The organism is Skermanella sp., from assembly GCF_059503625.1.
This window is the reverse complement of sequence record NZ_JCACHA010000491.1, coordinates 1-2,198: the sequence shown is the minus strand read 5'-3', so window position 1 is coordinate 2,198 and position 2,198 is coordinate 1. Positions and strand designations below refer to the sequence as shown.

The 2,198-nt window shown below is 59.4% G+C and carries 1 protein-coding gene; it reads left to right on the top strand.

Annotated features, from left to right (window positions below; all coding sequences use genetic code 11):
- Positions 1-262 precede the first annotated feature (262 nt).
- On the top strand, positions 263-2,194 hold the full coding sequence (lon, locus tag AC5JJ6_RS10700; RefSeq protein WP_496042019.1) for an endopeptidase La: 1,932 nt from the start codon (positions 263-265) through the stop codon (positions 2,192-2,194).
- Positions 2,195-2,198 lie beyond the last annotated feature (4 nt).

The window sequence follows — 2,198 nt, the reverse complement described above, 5'->3', positions numbered from 1 at the left end:
GAAATCATGATCAACAAGGAAGTCGTGGAGGGACGGGCCAAGCCTCTCTACATCTATTCCGACCGGCGTGGCGATCTCGCTCCCGGCGCATGAAACGGGCCTGAAGTCCCTATGATGCCTCTTCAACATTTCAAGACCTTGAAGGGGCAGGGGACTTGGGCCACGTTAGGAACAGCCGATGACTGTTCTTACGCCCACCAAGGGGTGAGACTCTTTTCAGGCCTATTTCGGGCTGACGGCCTTCACACGAGAGGCGCATCATATGTTTGAAATCCCCCGTGGAGCTTTGTATCCGGTCCTGCCGCTGAGGGACATCGTCGTTTTCCCGCACATGATCGTGCCGCTGTTCGTAGGGCGCGAAAAATCGGTGCGCGCGCTGGAAGACGTGATGAAGGACGACAAGCAGATCCTGCTGGTCACTCAGAAGAACGCTTCACAGGATGATCCCACGCCTGCGGACATCTACTCCGTCGGCACTATCGGTACCGTGCTTCAGTTGCTGAAGCTGCCTGACGGCACCGTAAAGGTTCTAGTCGAAGGCGGACAACGCGCCTCGATCACGAAGTTTTCCGAGAACGACGACTTTTTCCAGGCTCATGCCGAACTGATCGAGGAAAAGGCTGGCGAGTCGCAGGAGCTTGAAGCCCTGTCGCGCGCCGTCGTTTCCCAGTTCGAGCAGTACATCAAGCTCAACAAGAAGATTCCGCCGGAAGTACTGGTGTCGATCAATCAGATCGACGAAGCCGGCAAGCTGGCCGATACCGTCGCATCCCATCTGGCGCTGAAGATTCCGGAGAAGCAGCAGCTTCTGGAGACGGCGACGGTCGGTGAGCGGCTTGAGCGGGTCTATGCCTTCATGGAAGGCGAGATCGGCGTTCTTCAGGTCGAGAAGCGCATCCGCAACCGCGTCAAGCGGCAGATGGAGAAGACCCAGCGCGAGTACTATCTGAACGAGCAGCTTAAGGCGATCCAAAAGGAGCTGGGCGAGTCGGAAGACGGCCGCGATGAAGTCGCTGAGCTCGAAGACCGGATCAATAAGACCCGCCTGTCCAAGGATGCACGCGAGAAGGCGCTGGCGGAGCTGAAGAAGCTGCGTTCCATGAGCCCGATGTCGGCGGAAGCTACCGTAGTCCGCAATTATCTGGACTGGATCGTCAGCATCCCCTGGAAGAAGCGTACCAAGATCAAGCGTGACATCAAGCTTGCCGAAGGTGTGTTGAACTCCGACCATTTCGGTCTTGAGAAGGTCAAGGAGCGCATCCTCGAGTACCTCGCCGTTCAGCAGCGCATGACCAAGGTCAAGGGGCCGATCCTCTGCCTCGTCGGTCCGCCCGGAGTCGGCAAGACCTCGCTCGGCAAGTCGATCGCCAAGGCGACCGGCCGCAACTTCGTCCGGATGTCGCTCGGCGGCGTGCGTGACGAGGCCGAGGTTCGCGGCCACCGTCGGACCTATATCGGCTCGATGCCCGGTAAGGTCATCCAGGGCATGAAGAAGGCGAAGTCGTCCAACCCCCTGTTCCTTCTGGACGAAGTGGACAAGCTGGGTGCCGACTGGCGCGGCGATCCGTCTTCGGCGCTGCTGGAGGTGCTTGATCCGGAGCAGAACGCTACCTTCGCCGACCACTATCTGGAAGTCGATTACGACCTTTCGGACGTGATGTTCGTCTGCACGGCCAATACGCTGCGGATGCCGCAGCCGCTGCTGGACCGCATGGAGATCATCCGCGTTGCCGGGTATACCGAGGACGAGAAGGTCGAGATCGCCAAGCGGCACCTGCTGGACAAGCAGCTGAAGTCGCACGGCTTGAAGAAGGGTGAGTTCACGGTTTCGGACGACGCTTTGCGCGACCTGATCCGCTACTACACCCGTGAGGCCGGCGTCCGCAGCCTGGAGCGTGAGATCGCCAACCTCGCGCGCAAGGCGATCAAGGAGATCCTGATGAAGGGTCTCGACAAGATCCAGGTCACCCGGCGCAATCTCGACAAATACGCCGGCGTGAAGAAGTTCCGCTTCGGCGAAGCGGAACTCGAGGATCTGGTCGGCGTCACGACCGGCTTGGCTTGGACGGAAGTGGGTGGCGAACTGCTGTCGATCGAAGCCGTTATGCTGCCCGTCAAGGTCAAGGTCACGACGACGGGCAAATTGGGCGAAGTGATGCAGGAGTCGGTCCATGCGGACGAGAGCTACGTCTAGTCAA

Excerpts from the sequence above, each read along its gene's own strand:
- lon (WP_496042019.1), top strand. The coding sequence starts at position 263 with ATGTTTGAAATCCCCCGTGGAGCTTTGTATCCGGTCCTGCCGCTGAGG.